Origin of the sequence: Flavobacterium xanthum, from assembly GCF_900142695.1 — a bacterium.
In the GTDB taxonomy this organism is placed as follows: domain Bacteria; phylum Bacteroidota; class Bacteroidia; order Flavobacteriales; family Flavobacteriaceae; genus Flavobacterium; species Flavobacterium xanthum.
Window position 1 is genome coordinate 15,117 of the sequence record NZ_FRBU01000012.1, and the last position, 16,049, is coordinate 31,165.

17 protein-coding genes are annotated in these 16,049 nt (G+C 35.5%); 11 read left to right on the forward strand and 6 right to left on the reverse strand.

Going from position 1 to position 16,049, the window contains the following annotated elements; translation table 11 throughout:
• Positions 1 to 29 precede the first annotated feature (29 nt).
• Together mobB and mobA are read right to left on the reverse strand one after the other, a co-directional pair.
• Positions 30 to 1,346, reverse strand: a complete 1,317-nt coding sequence (gene mobB, locus BUC11_RS06825; protein WP_073352919.1) for a conjugal transfer protein MobB — start codon at positions 1,344 to 1,346, stop codon at positions 30 to 32.
• Entirely contained in the window at positions 1,343 to 1,783 is a 441-nt protein-coding gene (mobA, locus tag BUC11_RS06830) for a conjugal transfer protein MobA (RefSeq protein ID WP_073352975.1), read from the reverse strand. The genes mobB and mobA overlap by 4 nt, the downstream gene beginning before the upstream one ends.
• 726 nt (positions 1,784 to 2,509) lie before the next feature.
• On the opposite strand from mobA, the gene BUC11_RS06835 reads away from it, so the two are divergent.
• Positions 2,510 to 3,163: a ParA family protein gene (locus tag BUC11_RS06835; protein ID WP_084129549.1), complete on the forward strand. Its 654-nt coding sequence runs from the start codon at positions 2,510 to 2,512 to the stop codon at positions 3,161 to 3,163.
• 529 nt (positions 3,164 to 3,692) lie between these two features.
• Here the strand turns inward: BUC11_RS06835 and BUC11_RS06840 are convergent.
• Positions 3,693 to 4,382 carry a nucleotidyl transferase AbiEii/AbiGii toxin family protein gene (locus BUC11_RS06840; RefSeq protein WP_073352920.1) on the reverse strand — a complete coding sequence of 230 codons (690 nt, stop codon included), beginning with the start codon at positions 4,380 to 4,382 and terminating at the stop codon, positions 3,693 to 3,695.
• Positions 4,375 to 4,896 (reverse strand): hypothetical protein, encoded by a 522-nt coding sequence (locus BUC11_RS06845; protein WP_073352921.1) that lies wholly within the window; start codon positions 4,894 to 4,896, stop codon positions 4,375 to 4,377. Before BUC11_RS06845 ends, BUC11_RS06840 begins: the two co-directional genes overlap by 8 nt.
• A 265-nt stretch (positions 4,897 to 5,161) precedes the next feature.
• Between BUC11_RS06845 and BUC11_RS06850 the strand changes: the two genes are divergently transcribed.
• The 10 genes from BUC11_RS06850 (at position 5,162) to BUC11_RS06895 (ending at position 13,625) form a co-directional block, all read left to right on the forward strand.
• The gene (locus tag BUC11_RS06850) at positions 5,162 to 5,464 is read left to right on the forward strand and encodes a DUF4134 domain-containing protein (protein WP_073352922.1); all 303 of its coding nucleotides are present in this window, start codon (positions 5,162 to 5,164) and stop codon (positions 5,462 to 5,464) included.
• Between the two features lie 10 nt (positions 5,465 to 5,474).
• The gene (locus BUC11_RS06855) at positions 5,475 to 5,813 is read left to right on the forward strand and encodes a DUF4133 domain-containing protein (RefSeq protein WP_073352923.1); all 339 of its coding nucleotides are present in this window, start codon (positions 5,475 to 5,477) and stop codon (positions 5,811 to 5,813) included.
• Positions 5,803 to 8,307, forward strand: a complete 2,505-nt coding sequence (locus BUC11_RS06860; RefSeq protein ID WP_073352924.1) for a TraG family conjugative transposon ATPase — start codon at positions 5,803 to 5,805, stop codon at positions 8,305 to 8,307. The genes BUC11_RS06855 and BUC11_RS06860 overlap by 11 nt, the downstream gene beginning before the upstream one ends.
• Before the next feature lie 23 nt (positions 8,308 to 8,330).
• Positions 8,331 to 8,963 carry a DUF4141 domain-containing protein gene (locus tag BUC11_RS06865; RefSeq protein WP_073352925.1) on the forward strand — a complete coding sequence of 211 codons (633 nt, stop codon included), beginning with the start codon at positions 8,331 to 8,333 and terminating at the stop codon, positions 8,961 to 8,963.
• A 2-nt stretch (positions 8,964 to 8,965) separates the two neighbouring features.
• Positions 8,966 to 9,958 (forward strand): conjugative transposon protein TraJ, encoded by a 993-nt coding sequence (traJ, locus tag BUC11_RS06870; RefSeq protein WP_073352926.1) that lies wholly within the window; start codon positions 8,966 to 8,968, stop codon positions 9,956 to 9,958.
• A 20-nt stretch (positions 9,959 to 9,978) separates the two neighbouring features.
• Positions 9,979 to 10,602 carry a conjugative transposon protein TraK gene (gene traK / locus BUC11_RS06875; RefSeq protein ID WP_073352927.1) on the forward strand — a complete coding sequence of 208 codons (624 nt, stop codon included), beginning with the start codon at positions 9,979 to 9,981 and terminating at the stop codon, positions 10,600 to 10,602.
• 11 nt (positions 10,603 to 10,613) lie between these two features.
• Positions 10,614 to 10,901, forward strand: a complete 288-nt coding sequence (locus tag BUC11_RS06880) for a hypothetical protein (RefSeq protein WP_073352928.1) — start codon at positions 10,614 to 10,616, stop codon at positions 10,899 to 10,901.
• Positions 10,888 to 12,189, forward strand: coding sequence for a conjugative transposon protein TraM (traM, locus tag BUC11_RS06885; RefSeq protein ID WP_073352929.1), 1,302 nt, complete (start codon positions 10,888 to 10,890; stop codon positions 12,187 to 12,189). Before BUC11_RS06880 ends, traM begins: the two co-directional genes overlap by 14 nt.
• Before the next feature lie 27 nt (positions 12,190 to 12,216).
• A complete protein-coding gene (gene traN / locus BUC11_RS06890) occupies positions 12,217 to 13,119 on the forward strand; it encodes a conjugative transposon protein TraN (RefSeq protein WP_073352930.1) in 903 nt (300 codons plus the stop codon).
• Between the two features lie 233 nt (positions 13,120 to 13,352).
• A complete protein-coding gene (locus BUC11_RS06895) occupies positions 13,353 to 13,625 on the forward strand; it encodes a molybdenum ABC transporter permease (RefSeq protein WP_073352931.1) in 273 nt (90 codons plus the stop codon).
• 368 nt (positions 13,626 to 13,993) lie between these two features.
• Here BUC11_RS06895 and BUC11_RS06900 read toward each other — a convergent pair whose 3' ends face one another.
• Complete coding sequence (locus BUC11_RS06900) at positions 13,994 to 15,067, reverse strand: DUF932 domain-containing protein (RefSeq protein ID WP_073352932.1); 1,074 nt, start codon at positions 15,065 to 15,067, stop codon at positions 13,994 to 13,996.
• Between the two features lie 45 nt (positions 15,068 to 15,112).
• On the reverse strand, positions 15,113 to 15,505 hold the full coding sequence (locus tag BUC11_RS06905) for a single-stranded DNA-binding protein (protein ID WP_073352933.1): 393 nt from the start codon (positions 15,503 to 15,505) through the stop codon (positions 15,113 to 15,115).
• Positions 15,506 to 16,049: the final 544 nt, after the last annotated feature.

The window sequence follows — 16,049 nt, forward strand, 5'->3', positions numbered from 1 at the left end:
GTCTTTTGGCATTTGTAGTCTCGCTGAAACTATTTCCTGCCACGACGATTGTTTCGTTTCGCCTTTTTCTTGATTTGATTAGCAAATGTTTGCTCTTCATAATCTTCAGCTTGAGCATTTGGAAGGTAACTTCCAAGGCTGTCTACAAGGCCAAAATCAGTAGTAGAATAGGTTGAATTATTTCCATTAAGGAAATCGAAAAGAGCATGCGGTTTTTCATTTTCTGGTTTGGAATCATTTTCTTGATTTTGGGATGAGACTTTTTTATCAATTTTATCATCATTCTGAACTTTTTGCGTTCCATCCTTTTTCCATAACTCATTAAAAACGTTGGCAGATAAATTTTTACGCAATTGGGATCCATTCCAAACAGAACGGGATTCGTGGTCAATATAAGTCATTCCATATATTCGCCCTAGGTCATTTCTTCGAACAACGGTATTCACTCCCTGTTCGACTAGTTGTTTTTTAAAGTCGGTTTCACTAGTGGTGGTATTCATGGCGACTTCAATTGAATTTTTTAAAATCTCTTTCGAAGGCTCTGTCTTCATTTTTACTTTCGATTGTTCAAAATGGTTTTGTAAACTTTCCATTCCAGCCTGTTTACCAAAGAGTGAGGATTTAAACGGATTTGTTGCTTTTTCTCCATTTTTATCCAGTGCAAAATAAACGAGTCCTTGCTTTGTTCGACCTTGAATTTCTTCTGTTATTTGTTCGGCAGTGATATTGAATAGGGAAAGTAATGCGTTATAAGCTCCTAAACTTTGATACTGGTAATACTTTGGCAAATGCCGAATTACCGATGCTATTTGACTTTTTACATTGGCTTCTTTGTAGACAACGGGTTTAAAAATAACTTCTTTCGAATTGTGTTTCTTTTCAGTAGCAGGAAGCAATTGATATTTTTGTTCCAGTTCGCGGCAAGCATTCATAGAGCGCAATTTCTCATAGGAGTCGGATAACTTTTTACCGTAACGATCTACACAGGTCGAAACGATATGAATGTGCGTTCGTTCAATATCAGTGTGTTTAAATACTACATAAGGCTGGTCACCATAACCCATAAGATCCATATAATCTTTTGCGATTTTTTTAAAGTCTTCATCAGTGACACTATCTTTAGGATTTGGATTGAGTGAGATATGTAAAACTGGTTTTTCTGTTCGTTTATTTGCCATTAAATAGGGTTCAAAAGAGCTGTATAATTGGTTAACAGTAAACTGTCCATTGACTGTTTCTCTTATTCTATGAGTCGCTAGTATTGCTCCATTTTCTTGGTTAACTTTGAGTTGATTATAAGTAAGTGCACCAATTATATTTGCTCCACGACCAATTTTCGCTATCATTTTTCTTCTTTTTTCAAATGTTTCAATTCAAACTCTGCTGTTAATTGAGCGATATCTCGACATAACTGCGCTAATTCTATAGTTTGTTTTTCCAATTTAAAGAGGTAAGCTGCTGCTTTCTTTTCGGAGAAATTGCGGTACAATATCTTCACAATTTGATTGTAATTGACACCAACCGCCCGAAACTGACCATACAAAGTGGTTAAACGCATGTAATAATCCATTGCTGCCATGTCTACTTTTACCGTTTTTATTTGCTTTTCAAATAGTACCGAAGTAATAAAACGAGCTTTATTGTCTAATCCAGAAGCTTCAAAAAGCGAAAGGAATTTAGCATTTTCCTGATCCGTTAAACGAAAAACATAACGATGAATGCTAGGATCCTTTTTGGGATTCCTACCACCTTTGTGTTGTTTTTTGTTCTTTTGATTCTCCATGATCATTCCAATTTTAATTTTTAGAAAACCCCGACTTCGGAGGGAGTTTTTAGCTTCCTGCAAGGGCAAGTTGTTTTGAGGCACGGAATTCATTTCGAGTGCCTCAAAACACAACTTGCTCTGTTCTGGTGAACAGATAATCCGTCCGCCTGTCGGCGGAACAGATTTAATAGATCAGGGAAAAACGGCTTCAGGCCGTTCCAGTTCTTGTTTGAAATTCGATTTATGGCCTTCATTTTGTAATCATTTTTGTCTTTTTACAAAGTAAGACATTGATTGGTTTATGGTTATGCTTAAAGGAATTGCCAAAACGTGTCAATAAAAGCCAAGAACAACCACAATGTTAAAAGCACTTATATCGCTCTGTTTCTTTGTACTTATAAACAAACAGGTATACCTAGTTAGCTATGTACGTAACAACATAATTATATAAGTATCACTATAGAAAAGTACAGACATACAGTTATAAATAGAGATAGATTGAACTAGATAAATACATGATTAATTATAGTAGTACTTGTGTTTCTAAGTACTAGTGCGGAAAAATATTCATGGAATTGCCTACAGATATCAATACATAATGCAATGTGCAGATATTTTGTTAACAGCTTACTTAACTACATAAAATCATAGATAAAGAGGTACAGACATATTGCTGTAGGTATCTAAGTAAAGATGTACAAATACAAGTTAATACCGATATAAATAATTAAAAACAGTGGAACTATGAATGCAAATCACAACACAAAATTTATCGCTTTTTCTTCTCAAAAAGGAGGTGTCGGAAAAAGTACGTTTACAACATTAGTTGCAAGTACATTGCACTATCGATTAGGTCACAACGTAGCCGTCTTTGATGCCGATTTTCCGCAACATAGTTTGATTAAAATGAAATCTCGTGATCTGGCTATGGTTATGGAAAATGAGCATTTGAAAAAACTAGCCTACAAACAATTTACCACCATCAACAAAAAAGCCTATCCCATTCTACAACACAAAGCGGAAAGCGTATTGGAGGCTGCTGAGGAATTTTTAAATACTTCTGATGTACCAATTGATGTCCTGTTTTTTGATCTCCCTGGAACGGTGAATACTCCTGGTATTCTGAAAGCTTTGGCAGGAATGCACCACATTTTTACGCCAATTACGGCTGATCGTTTGGTTATGGAAAGCACCCTTATTTTTACGCAGCTGTTGCAAGATGTAATTATGAAAAAAGGAGCAACTTCTATAGAAACTATCATTTCATCCTGTTTACCTGTGTTAGCTAAATCAAGGATTTGTAGAGCTTTTGCAATGCGTTCCCAACTACGAAAAAGTGATGCTGCATGTTCTTCACCTATTCTTGATTTCAGTTCGTCCTCATCCGTATATTCATAAACTGGTAATTGTACAAAAGTTGTTTTTGCTTCTGAAAGTCTAAATCTTCCAGGCATTTGAAGTGCTTTAACTGCTGCACATCTTCTATTTCCGTCTCGAACTGTAAACTTTCCCTCAGAATTTTTTATAACCCATAAAGCTTTATCTTCATAGAATTCATTTCTAAAGGCAATTGATTTAGCAATTTCTTCTGCAGCTTCTTCAAAAAGTAAATATTCAATTAAGTCCTCTTCTTTTTTACTACCATTATACAACTCACCAAAGCGAGGGTTATTAATATCTAATTCTAAATCTTCTAAATTGACAAAAATTAAGTTTGATCTTTTTTGCATATATTTTTATATTTGTAGGCGTCTCCTTATTCTTAAACTTATTATTAAAATTTGATAAATGTAAATGTATCGAAATGAAACTGAAAAAAGTAGTAAAATTTAGGTGATTTACTAAGAATGTTAAAGTTTTTGTGAGTTAATTTGTGTTTAATTTTGCTAGGGATTTTATCATGATTTCAATTCTGAAAATTCGTCTATTATTTTATTATTCCCTCTATTTTCTCCATTAACATTTGAAATCTTTCCTCTCTAATAAGTGGATGTATGTGCATGGCTAAAATTTCTTCTGCTTGTGGATGGTTTTTAAAGGTTGTAAGTTCTTCCTTTATATATTGTTTTACATCATCTTCACTTGCTAATATTTCTTCAACTATTGTTGTTCTATTGTCAATCAAATAGATAATATCTTCGTAGTCGTGGCTTCCGTAAAAGTCATTTTGTCCTCTATCTTTAAATGCTTCTAATTTGGTAGCTAAAAAATAAGGTGATGGTAATACGTTAATTTTAATTCCTTCTGGCAATTCTATTTGTTGTAGGTATTTGAATCCTGGTTTGTACCATTTATTGGATACTCCAATGCTACTATCATCAGCAGGCATAATGTCTATGGCAATATCTTGAAATTTATAAGAACAAATAGAATGTCCCTCAGGATCTGGATAGAAATTTAGGTCTGCCAATCGTTCCTGCATCTGTGTCCATTCGTAATAATTGGCCAAATTAATAGTCATGTCAATATCAGTAGTCGGACGAATTTCTTCCGCAGCAGGATCATCGGTATACAAGCTAATTACTGCTCCACCAATGAACACCATTTTTTCATTAAGTTCCTTCAAACCCTTGGCTACTTGCGCTACTAAAGCGAGATTGATTATTTTATTATACATTCAGGATCCTTTTTTCTAATTCTCTTTTTGCCATTTCTTTTTCTCTAACTCTTCCCACTCTAATAGCGTCGACTAAAGTTAGTAATTCGTATAACTCGTTGTCTTTTAAGGAAGCTTCAACGGCAGTAGGGTATAAGGGTTCTATAGCTTGCCCACGATCTAAACCTTTTGCATTTGGCCAAACATACTTATCCGTTGCTTGTATTATTTTATTCAAAGGTTCTGCCGAATGGGCGGTTAGCATTCCTCTAACCAAGGCACCAGGTTGTTGTGGAAAAGCATATGCCACACCGTGAAGTAAAAATTCATTAAAAGCTATTTTGTTTACTTTTTTTCTGGCATTATCAATTAGTCCAGCATATTTGGAACGATTTAAGGATTGGCTTACTTCCGATTGACTCATACCTAAATCTTGAGCAATAGTATGATGAAACCACGGCTTTTCACCTAGTGCAATGACTTTTAACAAGATTATGATGTCCTGTGGCTTGAGACTGTTTTTTGTTTGTACCATCCTTATAATTAATATTGCGATCTGCAATATTAATTATAAATTCTATAATATGCAATTTTAAACTTCAGAATATCGCATATTGCGATTTGCGTTTGTTTTCAAGTCAAATTTAATGTTTTTACGATGCTAAAACTAATTTTAACGTCTTCTTATGCCAAACAAATCCACTTAACGACAACATATTAAACAGAAACTGTTTCTACTTGATATTTGTTTCAAAATCCTGCAAAACGTAGGAATACAGAACAAAAAAAATATTAAAAGCATGGAAAAACACAGAAAAAAAGTAGTGTTGATAGTAATTGCACTATCAACAATTAGTGCAATGGCACAAGGAAACGGTACTGCAGGAATCACGGAAGCTACACAAATGGTAACCTCTTATTTTGATCCTGCTACAAAACTCATTTACGCTATTGGAGCAGTAGTGGGGCTCATTGGCGGGGTAAAGGTGTATAACAAGTTTAGTAGCGGTGATCCTGATACAAGCAAGACAGCAGCCAGTTGGTTTGGTGCTTGTATATTCCTTATCGTAGCGGCAACTGTTTTACGTTCTTTCTTCCTTTAATTATTGTCTTATGAATATTTACAATATAAATAAGGGAATAGGAAGAACAGTAGAGTTTAAAGGACTGAAAGCACAATACTTGTTCCTATTCGCAGGAGGTTTGCTCGGGATGGTTATCCTGATAATGATCTTGTACATGATTGGAGTCAATTCATATCTGTGTCTGTTTATCGGAATCGGTGGGGGATCGCTATTGGTGTGGCAAACATTTTCACTTAACAAAAAGTATGGTGAACATGGCTTGATGAAAGTAGGAGCCAATAAACGACATCCACGATACATCATCTGTCGTAAGCCTGTATATCGCTATTTCAAGTTAACTCCAAATTGTACTAGCTATGAGAAATAAATCAAAAGCAACTACACTTGAAAGTAAGTTTCCGTTGTTGGCACTAGAAAATAATTGTATCATCTCAAAGGATGCTGATATTACCGCTTGTTTTCGAGTACAGCTACCAGAACTTTTCACAGTAGCCTCTGCGGAATATGAAGCGATACATTCAGCGTGGCATAAGGCTATTAAGACCTTGCCTGATTATACGGTGGTACACAAACAGGATTGGTACATCAAGGAAAATTATGCTCCTGATATTGCAAAAGAGGATTTGAGTTTTTTGGCGAAATCCTACCAACAACATTTTAATGAGCGTCCGTTTCTCAATCATTATTGCTATCTGTTCTTAACAAAAACTACGAAAGAGCGCATGCGCATGCAGAGTAATTTCTCTTCGCTTTGCAGAGGGGTACTTATTCCAAAAGAAATAAGAGATAAGGAAACCATTTCTCGTTTTATGGAATCGGTGGCGCAATTTGAACGGATCGTCAATGAGTCCGGTTTTATAAAATTGGAACGTTTAAGTGAGGAAGACATCATTGGAACAAATGACAAACAAGGATTATTGGAACAATACCTAAGTCTTTCAACAGAGGAGGGGACACCAATGCAGGATATAGCTTTGGGAGGGGAAGAAGTTCGTATTGGAAACAAAAGACTTTGTCTGCATACGTTGTCCGATACCGATGATTTGCCTAGTTCCGTATCTGCAGAAACTCGCTACGAAAAATTGTCCACCGATAGAAGTGATTGTTTGTTGTCTTTTGCTGCGCCAGTTGGATTACTGTTAAGTTGCAATCACATCTACAACCAGTATCTTTTTTTGGATAACAGTGAGGACAACCTGCGTAAGTTTGAGAAATCAGCACGAAACATGCATTCGTTGGCACGCTATAGCAGAGCCAATCAAATCAATAAAGAATGGATCGAACGTTATTTGAATGAAGCACATTCTTTCGGACATGCTTCTATCCGAGCGCATTTCAATGTAATGGCGTGGTCAGACAATCCAGCAGAACTAAAACAGTTAAAGAACGACACAGGTAGCGCTTTGGCGTTGATGGAATGCAAACCAAGGCACAACACTACAGATGTCGCGACGCTCTACTGGGCAGGAATGCCAGGCAATGCAGGAGATTTTCCAAGTGAAGAAAGTTTTTACACATTCATCGAACCTGCGTTGTGTTTTTTTACGGAGGAAACTAACTATAAAAGTTCACCTTCTCCTTTCGGGATTAAAATGGCTGACCGACTTACAGGAAAACCGATTCACTTGGATATTTCTGATCTGCCAATGAAAAAGGGTATTATCACGAACAGGAATAAGTTTATTTTGGGGCCTTCAGGCTCTGGAAAATCATTTTTTACCAATCACATGGTCAGACAATATTACGAGCAAGGGGCACATGTTTTATTGGTAGACACTGGTAATTCGTATCAAGGTTTGTGCGAACTCATCAAAGGAAAAACCAAAGGCGAAGATGGGGTTTATTTCACCTACACTGAGGACAATCCAATAGCCTTTAATCCTTTTTACACCGATGATGGCATATTCGATATTGAGAAAAGAGAAAGTGTCAAAACTTTGATATTAACCTTATGGAAACGGGATGATGAACCACCAACTCGTTCGGAAGAAGTCGCATTGTCTAATGCTGTGAGTGGTTATATTGAACGCATCAAGCAGCATGACGATTTTCCGTCTTTCAATGGGTTTTATGAATTTGTACAAGGGGACTATAGAAAGGTATTGGAAGATAAAAAGGTACGAGAAAAAGACTTTGATATTGACAACTTCTTAAATGTATTAGAACCCTATTACAAGGGCGGAGAATATGATTATCTGCTAAACTCAGAGAAGCAACTTGACTTACTTAGTAAGCGATTTATTGTTTTCGAAATAGATGCCATCAAGGATCACAAAATCCTTTTTCCCATTGTGACGATCATCATTATGGAGGTTTTTATCAATAAGATGCGTCGCTTGAAAGGAGTACGAAAACTAATTCTGATTGAAGAAGCTTGGAAAGCGATTGCGAAAGAGGGAATGGCAGAGTACATCAAATACCTTTTTAAAACGGTACGGAAGTTTTTTGGAGAAGCGATTGTAGTAACCCAAGAAGTAGATGATATTATTCAGTCACCTATTGTGAAAGAAAGTATCATTAATAATTCAGATTGTAAAATACTCCTTGACCAACGGAAGTACATGAACAAATTTGATGATATCCAAGCGATGCTTGGTCTAACCGAGAAAGAAAAAGCGCAGGTACTTTCAATCAATATGAATAATGATCCTAAAAGATTATACAAAGAAGTCTGGATTGGGCTAGGGGGAACGCATTCTGCAGTATATGCCACAGAAGTGAGTCTTGAAGAATATTTAGCCTATACCACAGAAGAAACCGAAAAGTTAGAAGTGATGCGTCTTGCGGGAGAACTGGATGGAAATGTAGAACAGGCCATTAAAAGGTTAGCTCTTGAGAAAAGAGAAAAAGAAAACAAATAGTAAAAATTTAAAAACGAATAAAAATGAAAAATTTAAAAATTAAGGTGTGCATGGTAATTTTATTTGCTGTCATGCCGACTGCTAAAGCACAGTGGGTGGTAACAGATCCAACCAATTTGGCTCAAGGAATAGTCAATTCAGCGAGACAGATTATACAAACTTCAACCACAGCGACTAACATGATTAACAACTTTAAAGAAGTCCAAAAAGTATATAATCAAGGAAAAGAATATTATGACAAGCTAAAGGCTGTAAATAACCTAGTAAAGGATGCTCGAAAAGTACAGCAGACCGTATTACTTGTTGGTGATGTATCTGAGATGTATGTAAGTAATTTTGGGAAAATGTTGAACGATCCTAATTTTAATGAACAAGAATTAACGGCTATTGCTAATGGGTATTCCATATTGTTAAATGAAAGTACCGAACTTCTGAAAGAGCTAAAGCAAATTGTAAGCACTTCCAGCTTGTCGCTTACTGATAAGGAGCGAATGGATATTATTGATCGTGTTTATCTAAAAGTAAAAGAGTACCACAATTTGGTTCGTTATTTTACCAATAAAAATATTTCGGTTAGTTATCTGCGAGCTAAGAAAGCAAACGCTAGTAAAAGAGTTTTGGAGCTTTATGGAAATGCTAACCAAAAATACTGGTAACCATGGAATTTAGTAATCTTCACCAAGTACTGCGTTCGCTCTATGACGAGATGCTACCACTATCAGCAGATATGGCAGCAGTAGCAAAAGGATTGGCTGGATTGGGAGCTTTGTTTTATGTAGCGTTAAAAGTGTGGCAGGCACTCAGTAGTGCAGAACCGATAGACGTATATCCGCTACTTAGGCCATTTGCATTAGGCCTCTGCATTATGTTTTTTCCAACGATCGTTTTAGGAACGCTTAATGGGGTGCTTAGTCCAATTGTAAAAGGAACACATAGTATTTTAGAAAACCAAGTATTGGATTTAAATGCCCTACAACAGCAGAAAGACCAATTAGAAAGAGAGGCTATGTTGCGCAATCCTGAGACAGCTTATTTGGTTTCAAATGAAGAATTTGATAAGAAATTGGATGAAATAGGTTGGTCACCTGCTGATTTAGCAACCATATCGGGGATGTATATTGAAAGAGAAATGTATAGTATCAAGAAAATGATTCGCGATAGTTTTCGAGAATTTTTAGAAGTGCTTTTTCAAGCTGCTGCACTGGTCATTGACACGATACGAACTTTCTTCTTGATTGTGCTATCAATATTGGGGCCTATAGCATTTGCTATTTCAGTCTGGGATGGGTTTCAGTCCACATTGACGCAGTGGTTTACTCGATACATTAGTGTATATCTCTGGTTGCCAGTCTCTGACCTTTTCAGCTCGATGTTGTCCAAGATCCAATCGTTAATACTGCAAAAGGATATTGACAGTTTATCCGATCCTAATTTTATTCCAGATTCATCCAGTACAGTGTATATCATCTTTATGATTATTGGCATCATTGGATATTTTACAATTCCTACGGTGACTGGGTGGATTATTCAGGCAGGGGGAGCAGGAAACTTTGTTCGTAATATAAATCAAACTAGCGCTAAAACTGGAAATATTGTAGGAGCTGGTACGGGAGCAGTTACTGGAAATATTGGGGGGAGATTAATGAAGTAACAATTTAAAATTAAAGTAAAATGGAATTTAAAATATTAAGAAATATCGAAAATAGCTTTAAACAAATCAGACTGTATGCCATAGTATTTGCAGTACTATGTGTTGGAGTAGCAGGATATGCAATTTGGGAATCGTATCGGTTTGCAGAATTGCAGCGTCAAAAGGTTTATGTGTTGGATAATGGTAAATCATTAATGCTAGCGCTGGCGCAAGACGCTTCAATCAATCGTCCTGTAGAAGCTCGGGAACACATACGTCGATTTCATGAGCTTTTCTTTACACAGGCACCAGACAAGAGTGCTATAGAAAATAATATGAAAAGAGCATTTAATCTAGCAGACAAAAGCGCTTTTGATTATTACAAAGACTTAGCTGAAAAGGGGTATTACAATCGGATTATTTCAGGTAATGTTCAACAGCGCCTTGAAGTAGATAGTGTGGTATGCAACTTCGAAACCTATCCTTATGCTGTAAAAACCTATGCTAAGCAGTTCATCATTCGCTCTAGTAATGTAACCAAACGCAATTTAGTTACCTCCTGTTACCTTGTGAATTCCGTTCGTTCGGATAATAATCCGCAAGGCTTCAATATAGAAAAGTTTACTGTGCTGCAGAATAATGATCTAGAAATTATTGAACGTTAAAATAAACCAAGATGGAAAATCTTCGAACAAATATTGACTTATGGTTAATAAAGATTGATGTACGCTGGAGAGCACTTCCTCTTCAAAAACAGTACAAGTACATTCTGTATTCTTTTATCAGTTATTTGATTCTTACTGTAGTTGTTACACTTAGCGTTTGGTTTGAAACCGGAAAACACAGCAGTAAGCTGGATGAGGAGCGTATTGAAAACGCTCTTCTCAAAAAGAACGAATCCACAGCATCGTTACGGGATTCCTTGTTGTTAATTATAAAAAACAGAAAACATGAAAGAAAGTGAAAACAAAAAAAATACAGTCTTGGTTACGGATGGTAGCTTAGATAAAAGTACAGATATAGCGCGAGAATCTTCAGATAATAATGTAGAAAAATTTAAAAAGCCAATCCTGTTTGCGTTGATGGGTATAGTATTTCTTGGTTGTATGTATCTACTATTCAAACCATCGGAAAACATAAGAAAGACAGAAGATGTAGGTCTCAATGATTCCGTTCCTCAGGCTTCTACTATCGGTTTACAGAATGATAAACAAAAAGCCTATGAACAGGAAATAGTGGAACAAAAAAATCGAGAAAAACAAAATGCGCTAACCTCTCTTTCTGATTACTGGAATGAGGGGACCACAGAAGAATCATTGCAAGATGTTCCTGAAACAGAAAAAGAAACCAATACTAATACTTCGCTGAATAGTTATCGCAATGCACAAAATACATTGGGCAGTTTTTACAATAATGATAAATCTGAAACGCAGGAATTACGCAAACAATTAGATGAGGTAAAAAAAGAGTTAGCAAGAAAGGAAGAAACACCTACCAATATTGTTGACAATCAATTGGAGTTAATGGAGAAGTCATATCAGATGGCGGCTAAATATTTGCCAGTCAATAAGACTTCAACGGAACAATTAAATGAAAAGACAATGGCTGTTTCTACTGCTTCAACCGAAAAGGAATCTTTTATTTCATTTATTCCTGCTCGCAAAAGTGCGGTATCTTCATTGCATAGAGATCTTCCTGACAGTACTTTTATAGCCAATTGGAGCGAAAGTCGTAATCGAGGATTTTACACTGCAGGGAAAATCGAAAAGGAGACACAGCTCAAAAATAGTATTCGAGCAGTTATCCAAACCACACAGTTAGTATCAGTGGAAAGTAGTGTTCGTTTGCGTTTATTAGAGCCTGCCAAAATGCAAAATCATATTATTCCGCAAGGAACAGTGTTGACGGCAAATTCAAAATTTAATCAAGGAAGGCTCCAAATGAAAATTACTTCTATTGAGTTGGATGGTACTATCCTCCCTGTTGATCTTACTATCTATGGATTAGATGGACAACAAGGATTATTTGTACCCTATTCTCCCGAAATGAGCGCTCTAAAAGAAATGGCTGCCAATATGGGACAAACTTCAGGAAGCAGTATTATGCTTTCAAGTTCCCCAGGACAGCAGATAGCTGGCGATTTGAGCCGTGGCCTTGTGCAGGGCATTTCAGGTTATTTTTCAAAAAAAATGAAAACTCCAAAAGTCACTTTGAAGGCAGGCCTTCAAGTGTTTCTAGTGTCAAAAAAATAATTATTCACTTTAATAAAAAATTTAAATATGAAAACTATAAAAAAAAACATGGTAATAGTACTGGTCTTATTTTTAGGATACAGTATGGAATCAGAAGGGCAAGTGACTGTTACTAATACCCAAAAATTGGACTTAGAAAAAATAGATCCGTACCCGATAGAGGTAACTTATAGTAAAACGTCGCATCTACTCTTTCCTTCTGCAATACGATACGTAGATTTAGGAAGTGACTATTTGATTGCAAGCAAAGCAGAAGATGCAGAAAATGTGTTAAGAGTAAAAGCTTCAGTCCGTAATTTCGATGAGGAAACAAACTTTTCTGTAATTACCGAAGACGGGCATTTTTATAATTTCAATGTGCTCTATAATTCTTGTCCTATGATTATAAATTATAATCTTTTGGAAATGCAGAAAGGGATAAATAGAGAGCATAGAAATGATATCCTATTTGAGGAACTCGGAAAAAATTCGCCTTCACTGGTAGACGATTTAATGGGAAAGATATACAAAAAAGACAAACGTTTAATAAAGAATAAGGGTGCTAGTAGTTATGGTGTCAAGTTCATATTGAAAGGAATCTATGTAGATGATGGCAAGTTCTATTTCCATACTCAAGTTACTAATTGCAGTTATGTCTCTTTCCTTGTCGATTTTGTTACTTTCAAAGTAGTTGATAAAAAGCTAGCCAAACGTACGGTTATACAAGAAATGACGTTGAATCCACTAAGAATTTACAAACCATTGGACGAAATTAAAGGTAAAACGGTAGAGCGAAATATATTTTTATTGGATCAATTTACTATTGCCGATGACAAAGTACTCCTGATAGAAATTTATGAGAAAAATGGAGCGAGACATCAGTTGATAAAACTTAAAAATTCAGATTTACTCAAAGCAATACTGATAAAAGATAGGAAGTTTCATAATTAAAATTGGTTCTTTATAAAGGAGGTATTTGAGGATAATTCTCTCATAGTATTCAAAATATAATAATGGGAAAATAGGCTGTTTCACGACTTGTGATATAGCCTATTTTTGTTGGGTATATTACAGTGTTTTTTTAACTGTTTATAAATAAGTACGCAACTTACTGATTTATAAATAGTAATTTCCGTACTGATGAGGTAGTTTTTAGTAAATTTAAAATTTAAAAAAATCAAATTATGAATCCAACAATGGTTTTAAGTGGTTTTGGTATTCGTTATTGGATAAACAGAAGAAAATTTTACAGAAGAAGTCCTTTGGGAGCGGAAAGTTTTTCAAGTTATGAAAAATCAGTCTTTATTTCATTTTTGGAACGTACAGGAAAATGGATTGCTTATATTCTGATTATTTTTGGACTACTTTTATTATGGAGTTATTCAAAACAACAGAAAGATAACAAAGTGCTAATTCAAAAAGAAGTTCCATTTAAACACGATCAAAATCCAAAATAATAAAGTGGCATTCTTTTGCTTCTTTTCTTTTGTCACTTATGTGGAAAGAAAAGAAGTCCAGTAAAAAAAAATAGGATACTGACTATCCTAACCAATAATCACGAGCTTTTTGGTAAAATATAAAGAGCAATGAGAATCTGTGCGATTGTTGTTTTACCAAAATGGTTGTATCATTTCCCGCAAAAAGACTTTCCCGACCATTGGAAGGGAGTGTCTTTTTGCATCCAGACTTTGAAGTAATGCAACCGGAATAGGTTGTGCCCTAAAATCTTTAAGATTTAGAAAAAAACTTTATTCTGAAAAATAATAGAAATTGTTAAAATAGGCGACTACTTTTGTGAGTAGTCGCCTTTAATTTTAAAGCCTTTTTAATTGAAGTTGAAAACGTCAGTACCATTTTTTTGAAATGAGGTACAGATTTCAAAAGCCTTTTGCGATTTTGATTGTGCAGTACCTCCCAAAATAATAGATTGTAATTTTGCTTCATTGTTCTTATAGCTACGTACATTTTGGTAGTAGCCTGTAACTGCGTTATAAGCTCCAAACAAAGTGCCTTTTGTCGTTTCCATTTGTTGTGAGTCGCTCGTCATAGCATAGGCAAAGGCATCCTCAACCGTATTTTTAAAAACGGTTGATATTTCGTCCTCATTTCCGTTTTTAATATGCTGTAAGGTTTCCTTGTTGGGACATAGTGCTAATTGTATCAATTTTTTAACCTCGTTGTCCTTTACTCTTACTTTTGACCATTCATTAAAAATTCCCTCTAGTTGATTACTAAATTCGTTTGCTAATCCCATTACTTTATGCGCATTCTCCAAACGTTGTTTTGCTCCCGAAGTATGGCGGATGCGTACCACGTTGCTCATATTTCGAAGTGAAGCGTTTAGTGTATTTTGGCATACAATTCTAACAGGTGTAAAAGCTGCCGTAATACTTCCGCTACCATCGTGTGAAGTAGTGAGGAAAATATATTTTTCTGTAACATCATCACCAGTACCCACACGAATATAGTCAGGTAATTTTGCTGTAATAAAAATGCGTTCTCCATTTCCTAAAGCGCCTGCAGTCTCGTACATAATTCCATCTGTACCACCTACAATAGCATCAAAGAAACGAAATGCTTCACGATTTTGTACAATATGATACTCTTTACCGACTACACCCAAAACAGTATTGTTATCGGTACGGGTAGTAGCAAAATAATTAGGCACTTTTAGTTCATTGTCCCTAATTTCTAAACTGTCAGTAGGATCAATTATGTTTGATACCTTGGAATAAAGAGGACTTTTTATAACTTCATAGTCAAGTCCTGCGTTGTTAATAGCTTCTGCACTTGTCGGATAGTCTGATACTATTTGACCTAAACCGTGCCAAGCTTTTTGTTGTACGCTAAAAAATGAATAACGTCCCGTTCTTTCGTTGAAATTTAAATTGTGTGCCATGATATTAAAATTTTAAAAGTTGAAAAAATTATTATATGTTTAGAGTTAAAAGGGTAAATCCTCAGCAGGTTCTGGTGTGATGATCTTTGTATTATCCTGCTCTGTAAACCCTTGTGTAAATTCAATTTTCTTACTGCCTCCGTGCAATTTTATAGTCGAAGTATGAAAAGTCAAACGTGATTTTAATTCTCCGCTACTAGCTGTCCAGGCTCTTGCACTTACTCTACCTGTAAGCTCAACTAAAGCGCCTTTGGTGAGTATTTTTGCAACATTTGGACTTATCCAGTAGGAGCAATCAAAATAGCTTGTTTGCTCTACACGTTCGCCTTGTTTATTTTTGTAGCTATCATTGATGGCTAGAGAAAAATTCACTACTTGCTTGTCTTGCGCGGTTCTGTGTACTTCCGCATCCTTTGTTAATCTTCCGATGATGTTCATGATTTTTTATTTTTAGGGTTATTTTTTTTAATTAATTTATTCGGTAATGAGAGGAGGAGCTGTTTTGTTTCACTCTAATTCCAATGTAAATGGTATTAAATTTCATTGTTGACATTTTTTTTATTCGTCCAAAGAGTCGGAGTATGCTATGTTTCGTTTCGAGAGCATAAAAGGTTAGTGTTTAGCAAAAACAAGGTTTTATCAAATAAATACTATTCGCCGCGGCGGATGGAGATTTTTTGATAAACCCGCAGGGCTTGACCTTTTTTTTGCGTTAAAAACACTAGTATACCTTTGCTCTTGAAATGGGACAATTAGCATACTGGCTTTTGAATATAGATAGGATGGAAGCAAGGTTGTAAAGCGTATTATGTTTTATTGTAAAGAAAGAAGGTAATCACTAGAAATATTGTCTGATGGTTTTAATCGGCTTATAGTTTGAAGTAATGATATGGCTATTAAAGCCATGGAAAAGGATCTTGAAAATTATACGTAGGTAGCAACTTCAATTTTCAAGATTCTTTTATTGAGTATTCTTAAAGCT

What these genes read in the sequence shown, in the direction of transcription:
- mobB (WP_073352919.1), bottom strand. Translation starts at nt 1,346, where the DNA reads ATGATAGCGAAAATTGGTCGTGGAGCAAATATAATTGGTGCACTTACT.
- mobA (WP_073352975.1), bottom strand. Translation starts at nt 1,783, where the DNA reads ATGGAGAATCAAAAGAACAAAAAACAACACAAAGGTGGTAGGAATCCC.
- BUC11_RS06835 (WP_084129549.1), top strand. Translation starts at nt 2,510, where the DNA reads ATGAATGCAAATCACAACACAAAATTTATCGCTTTTTCTTCTCAAAAA.
- BUC11_RS06840 (WP_073352920.1), bottom strand. Translation starts at nt 4,382, where the DNA reads ATGTATAATAAAATAATCAATCTCGCTTTAGTAGCGCAAGTAGCCAAG.
- BUC11_RS06845 (WP_073352921.1), bottom strand. Translation starts at nt 4,896, where the DNA reads ATGGTACAAACAAAAAACAGTCTCAAGCCACAGGACATCATAATCTTG.
- BUC11_RS06850 (WP_073352922.1), top strand. Translation starts at nt 5,162, where the DNA reads ATGGAAAAACACAGAAAAAAAGTAGTGTTGATAGTAATTGCACTATCA.
- BUC11_RS06855 (WP_073352923.1), top strand. Translation starts at nt 5,475, where the DNA reads ATGAATATTTACAATATAAATAAGGGAATAGGAAGAACAGTAGAGTTT.
- BUC11_RS06860 (WP_073352924.1), top strand. Translation starts at nt 5,803, where the DNA reads ATGAGAAATAAATCAAAAGCAACTACACTTGAAAGTAAGTTTCCGTTG.
- BUC11_RS06865 (WP_073352925.1), top strand. Translation starts at nt 8,331, where the DNA reads ATGAAAAATTTAAAAATTAAGGTGTGCATGGTAATTTTATTTGCTGTC.
- traJ (WP_073352926.1), top strand. Translation starts at nt 8,966, where the DNA reads ATGGAATTTAGTAATCTTCACCAAGTACTGCGTTCGCTCTATGACGAG.
- traK (WP_073352927.1), top strand. Translation starts at nt 9,979, where the DNA reads ATGGAATTTAAAATATTAAGAAATATCGAAAATAGCTTTAAACAAATC.
- BUC11_RS06880 (WP_073352928.1), top strand. Translation starts at nt 10,614, where the DNA reads ATGGAAAATCTTCGAACAAATATTGACTTATGGTTAATAAAGATTGAT.
- traM (WP_073352929.1), top strand. Translation starts at nt 10,888, where the DNA reads ATGAAAGAAAGTGAAAACAAAAAAAATACAGTCTTGGTTACGGATGGT.
- traN (WP_073352930.1), top strand. Translation starts at nt 12,217, where the DNA reads ATGAAAACTATAAAAAAAAACATGGTAATAGTACTGGTCTTATTTTTA.
- BUC11_RS06895 (WP_073352931.1), top strand. Translation starts at nt 13,353, where the DNA reads ATGAATCCAACAATGGTTTTAAGTGGTTTTGGTATTCGTTATTGGATA.
- BUC11_RS06900 (WP_073352932.1), bottom strand. Translation starts at nt 15,067, where the DNA reads ATGGCACACAATTTAAATTTCAACGAAAGAACGGGACGTTATTCATTT.
- BUC11_RS06905 (WP_073352933.1), bottom strand. Translation starts at nt 15,505, where the DNA reads ATGAACATCATCGGAAGATTAACAAAGGATGCGGAAGTACACAGAACC.